Below are 5,176 nucleotides of genomic sequence, written 5' to 3' on the forward strand. Positions count from 1 at the left end.
GCCCGAGGGCGGGTCCGAGCGCATGCGCAAGGTGATCAACAAGATGGTCACCGAGGAAGACCTGATCCGCACCGTCACCACGGCGTACAGCCAGGGCTGGCGGCAGGTGAAGCTCTACTTCATGTGCGGGCTGCCCACCGAGATGGACGAGGACGTGCTCGGCATCGCCGATCTCGCCAAGAAGGTCATCAAGGCGGGCCGCGAGGTCACCGGCTCCCGTGACATCCGCTGCACCGTGTCCATCGGCGGGTTCGTGCCCAAGCCGCACACCCCGTTCCAGTGGGCCGCCCAGTGCGACCACGAGACCGTCGACCGCAGGCTCAAGCAGCTCAGGGACTCCCTTCGCACCGACAAGCAGTACGGCAAGTCCATCGGCTTCCGCTACCACGACGGCCAGCCCTCGATCGTCGAGGGCCTGCTGTCACGGGGAGACCGCCGGGTCGGCGCCGTGATCAGGGCCGTCTGGGAGGACGGAGGCCGCTTCGACGGCTGGAGCGAGCACTTCTCCTACAGCCGCTGGATGGCTTGCGCCGAGCGTGCCCTGGCCGGCGAGCCGGTCGACGTCGGCTGGTACACCACGCGTGAGCGCGAGGAGGTCGAGGTGCTCCCCTGGGACCACCTGGACGCCGGGCTCGACCGCGAGTGGCTCTGGCAGGACTGGCAGGACGCCACGAGCGAGACCGAGGTCGAAGACTGCAGGTGGACGCCCTGTTACGACTGCGGGGTCTGTCCCACCATGGGCACCGAGATCCAGATCGGCCCGACGGGAAGGAAACTCCTCCCTCTTACGGTCGTCTGACCCGCCGGATGGAAGCAAACACCCGGTGTAACCGTTGACGAGATAGGCCATCCGGTCGCGGTGGTTTAGCCTCTTCCCGTACGACGTGAGACCGGGTGGGCCTGAGCGGCCTTTATCCTGGGAAGATGACCAGCCACTTGACACAGGAAGGATGACGTAGCTGAAGAACCCTGTTCCTGATGGGCCCCCGCCCGCGCCAGTGGTGCAGCGCCTCCGTGTGCGCTACGCCAAGCGTGGCCGCCTGCGGTTCACCAGCCACCGAGACATCTCGCGCGCCATCGAGCGTGCGGTGCGCCGGGCCGGCATTCCGGTTGGCTTCAGCGCGGGATTCTCCCCCCATCCGAAGATCTCCTACGCGGGAGCCGCTCCGACCGGGGTGGCCAGCGAGGCCGAATATCTTGAGATCGGTGTCGTCTCGGCGTGCGAGCCCGATCGGCTCCGTGCCGATCTCGACTCGTCGCTGCCACCGGGTCTCGACGTGCTCGACGTCGTCGAGGCACGTGCCGGGAGCCTGGCCGACAGGCTGGAGTGCTCGGTCTGGGAGGTTCGCCTGCCGGGAGCGGAGCCGCGAGAGGCGAAGGCGGCGGTCGATCTTTTCCTGGCCGCCGAGCGTGTCGAGGTCGAGCGCCTGACCAAGAAGGGCCTGCGCCGCTTCGACGCGCGGGAGGCCGTGATCGCGCTGACGCCAGATGAGGCGACGCAAGGAACAGCGGGCCGGGAGCCGAGCCAGCCATGTGCGATACTTCGTATGGTTGTCCGGCACGTTACGCCCGCCGTTCGACCCGACGACGTGCTCACGGGTCTGCGTCTTGTGGCTGATTTCGCGCCGCCGTCACCCCCCGCGGTGACCAGGCTGGCGCAGGGTCCGCTCGACGCGCACACCGGTGGGACCGCCGACCCGCTCGACCTGGACCGCGACATTCGCGGCGGCGAGCCGGGACCGGCTGTGCAGCACGTCGGTGACCACAAATAGGACTTGGCGCCGGGCCCCCGACAGGTGGCCTGGCGCACAGCGAGAGACGAGAGCTCCCGCGCGGCGCGGAAACGTGCCCGGGAGCCTGACGGGAGAACGCCCGCATGCTCGACAACGAGCCCATCGTCGGAGCCTCCGGCCCTGATGGGGATACAACAGCACAACAAGAACCGAAGCCGGTCAGGCGTCGCCGTGCGGCGAGCCGTCCGGCGGGCCCGCCACCCGAGGAGGCCGAGCGCGCCGCGGGCCTGGTGAGCGATTCGGGGGCGCCGGTCGCGACCGCCGCTCCTTCCACCGCCGTTCCCACCGCGGACACCGCGCAGGCCACGATCGCGGGCACCGCGACAGGTGCCGTCGAGACCCCGCGCGCCCAGGAGGCGGCCCCGCGCCATGAAACGGCGACGGGCGCCGAGGAGACGGCCCCGAGCGCACAGGAGGCCTCGCCCGTCGTCGCGGCCGAGGCGCCTCCCAAGCGCGCCACCCGGACGCGCCGTACGACGGTCAAGGACCCCGACGCGCCGGTCACCCCGCGCCGTTCACGCACCGCCAAGAAGGACGCCGTCCCGGCCGAGGAGGTCCCCGAGGCGGAGGCCGCCCCGGTGAAGCGCCGGCGCACCCGGAAGGCCGCCGAGGTCGCGGAGATCCCCGAGGTCCCCGAGATCCAGGTCGCACCCGGCGTCGAGAGCCCCGCCGAGGCCGCGGTCGCCGAGGCGATCGTCGAGTCGCTGCCCGCCGAGGAGCCGCTCGACGACGAGCCCGCCGGTGAGGACATCACCGAGGAGGCTCCGCCCCAGGCCTCGGTGTTCGTCGACCCGTTCGGCCTGACCGCGATGGGAGGCCGCGCGGCCGCGCCCACCGTCACCTTCCAGGCGCCCGCCGCCGTCTTCCAGCCGATCTTCCAGGCGCCCGAGCCGCGTCCGGCCGTACAGCCGGTCGTGCCCCAGCCCTACCCGCAGCAGCAGGCCGAGCCGGCCGACGAGCAGCCCGACGAGGCCGAGGACGCCGGCGAGACCGCGCAGGACGAGGACGACGACCAGGATGACGCGGGCGGCCGTCGCCGTCGCCGTCGCCGCGGGGGCCGCGGCCGGGGCAAGGTGCGCGAGCAGGACGAGGCCGACGAGACCGAGGACGGCGAGGGCGAGCCGCGCGCGGCGAACGCCGACCAGGCCGACCAGGCCGAGGCCGAGCAGGCGCGGGACTCCCGCGACGCCGACGGCGACCAGGACGACGAGGACGCCGGTTCCTCGCGCCGCCGTCGCCGTCGCCGCCGCAGGGGCGGGGACGACGCGGAGACGCCCGCCGACGACCCGCCCAACACGGTCGTGCGCATCCGCGCGCCCCGGGCCGGGCGTCCCACCTCGGTCGACGAGGTCCAGGGCTTCCGCGGTTCCACGCGTCTGGAGGCCAAGAAGCAGCGCCGCCGTGAGGGCCGTGAGCAGGGACGCCGCCGTCCCCCGGTGATCACCGAGTCGGAGTTCCTGGCCCGGCGCGAGTCGGTCGAGCGCGTGATGGTGGTCCGCCGTCAGGGCGGGCGCACCCAGATCGCGGTGCTGGAGGACGGCGTGCTCGTCGAGCACTACGTCGACCGCGAGGCCAGCCAGTCGTACGTCGGCAACGTCTATCTCGGCAAGGTGCAGAACGTCCTGCCGTCGATGGAGGCCGCGTTCATCGACGTCGGCAAGGGCCGCAACGCCGTCCTTTACGCCGGTGAGGTCAACTTCGACACCGCCGGCCTCGAAGGCCAGCCCAAGCGCATCGAGGCGGCCCTGAAGTCCGGGCAGTCGGTGCTGGTCCAGGTCACCAAGGACCCCATGGGTCACAAGGGCGCCCGGCTCACCAGCCAGATCAGCCTTCCCGGCCGCTACCTGGTGTACGTGCCCGACGGCTCCATGACGGGCATCAGCCGCAAGCTCCCCGACAAGGAGCGCAGCCGGCTGAAGGCCATCCTCAAGAAGGTCATGCCGGAGAACGCCGGCGTGATCGTCCGGACCGCCGCCGAGGGCGCGTCCGAGGAGGAGCTCAGCCGCGACGTGGCCCGCCTGTCGGCGCAGTGGGAGAACATCCAGCGCAAGGCCAAGGGCGCGAGCCCTCCCGAGCTGCTCTCCTCCGAGCCCGACCTGACCATCCGGGTGGTCCGCGACGTCTTCAACGAGGACTTCTCCTCGCTGGTCGTGGCCGGCGACGAGGCCTGGGGCACGGTCGACGAGTACGTCAGGTACGTCGCGCCGCACCTGGCCGACCGCCTGACCAAGTGGGAGGACGGCGACGTCTTCGCCGCCTACCGCATCGACGAGCAGATCTCCAAGGCGATGGAGCGCAAGGTGTGGCTGCCGAGCGGCGGCTCCCTTGTGATCGACCGCACCGAGGCCATGACCGTCGTCGACGTCAACACCGGCAAGTTCACCGGCCAGGGCGGCAACCTGGAGGAGACCGTCACCAGGAACAACCTGGAGGCGGCCGAGGAGATCGTCCGTCAGCTCCGGCTGCGGGACATCGGCGGCATCATCGTCATCGACTTCATCGACATGGTCCTGGAGAGCAACCGTGACCTGGTGCTCCGGCGCATGCTGGAGTGCCTGGCCCGCGACCGCACGAAGCACCAGGTCGCGGAGGTCACCTCTCTCGGGCTGGTCCAGATGACCCGCAAGCGGGTCGGCCAGGGCCTCCTGGAGGCGTTCTCGACGCCGTGTGACTGCTGCAACGGGCGCGGACTGATCGTCTCGACCGAGCCGGTCGAGGCCAAGCCCGAGCCGAGGGGCACGCAGGGCAAGATGGCGGTGGAGAAGGCCGTGGCCGAGAAGCTCGAGAAGGCCGGTGCCGACCGGCTTCTCAAGGAGGGTGGCGTCGCGGTCGCGGCGAACGGCGAGGGAGGTCGTGATAGCGTGACGGATGCGCTTGACGGCTCTTCCGAGGAGGACGCGCAAGCCGCACAGCCTTCCGCCCGGGGGCGGCGACGCTCCCGAAAGGCCACCAGACCGGCTGGGCCGGCCGAGTAGGCCGGCAACCCGGCGATCCGTCCGGTTCGACCAGGGCACCCGCAATCCGGTATCCTAGTCAATCGGTGCGTCCGGTGGCGCGCCTAGCTTCGCGCGCCTACCCGGTTCGCCGGTCGTGTGTATCGACGGTAGCTGGATGCATGAGGCGCAGCGTTCAGCGAGCAATTAGCCAGAAGAAGGGTTCCGCGGTGTACGCGATCGTTCGTTGCGGCGGCAGGCAGCAGAAGGTCTCCGTCGGTGACGTCCTCGAGGTAGACAAGGTCGCCGGTGAGGTCGGCTCCACGGTGTCGCTGGCGCCGGTGCTCGTCGTCAACGACGGCGATGTCACCACAGACGCTGCCACGCTTGGCAAGTTCGAGGTGACCGCCGAGATTCTCGGCGAGACCAAGGGCCCCAAGATTCGCATTC

The 5,176-nt window shown here is 70.7% G+C and carries 3 protein-coding genes and 1 pseudogene; all 4 read left to right on the forward strand.

The window, feature by feature from the left end:
* Positions 1-799 (forward strand): annotated as a pseudogene (locus tag AB0B89_RS34690) (B12-binding domain-containing radical SAM protein); the annotation flags it as partial.
* A gap of 217 nt (positions 800-1,016) precedes the next feature.
* Positions 1,017-1,772, forward strand: coding sequence for a TIGR03936 family radical SAM-associated protein (locus AB0B89_RS34695; RefSeq protein ID WP_358561473.1), 756 nt, complete (start codon positions 1,017-1,019; stop codon positions 1,770-1,772).
* A 104-nt stretch (positions 1,773-1,876) separates the two neighbouring features.
* Complete coding sequence (locus AB0B89_RS34700; protein ID WP_358561476.1) at positions 1,877-4,768, forward strand: Rne/Rng family ribonuclease; 2,892 nt, start codon at positions 1,877-1,879, stop codon at positions 4,766-4,768.
* Positions 4,769-4,956: 188 nt separating this feature from the next.
* The coding region (gene rplU / locus AB0B89_RS34705; protein WP_358561479.1) for a 50S ribosomal protein L21 at positions 4,957-5,176 on the forward strand (220 nt) is incomplete at its 3' end.

It is taken from the genome of Sphaerisporangium sp. NPDC049002 (genome assembly GCF_040649355.1).
In the GTDB taxonomy this organism is placed as follows: Bacteria; Actinomycetota; Actinomycetes; order Streptosporangiales; family Streptosporangiaceae; genus Sphaerisporangium.

What these genes read in the sequence shown, in the direction of transcription:
- AB0B89_RS34700 (WP_358561476.1), top strand. Translation starts at nt 1,877, where the DNA reads ATGCTCGACAACGAGCCCATCGTCGGAGCCTCCGGCCCTGATGGGGAT.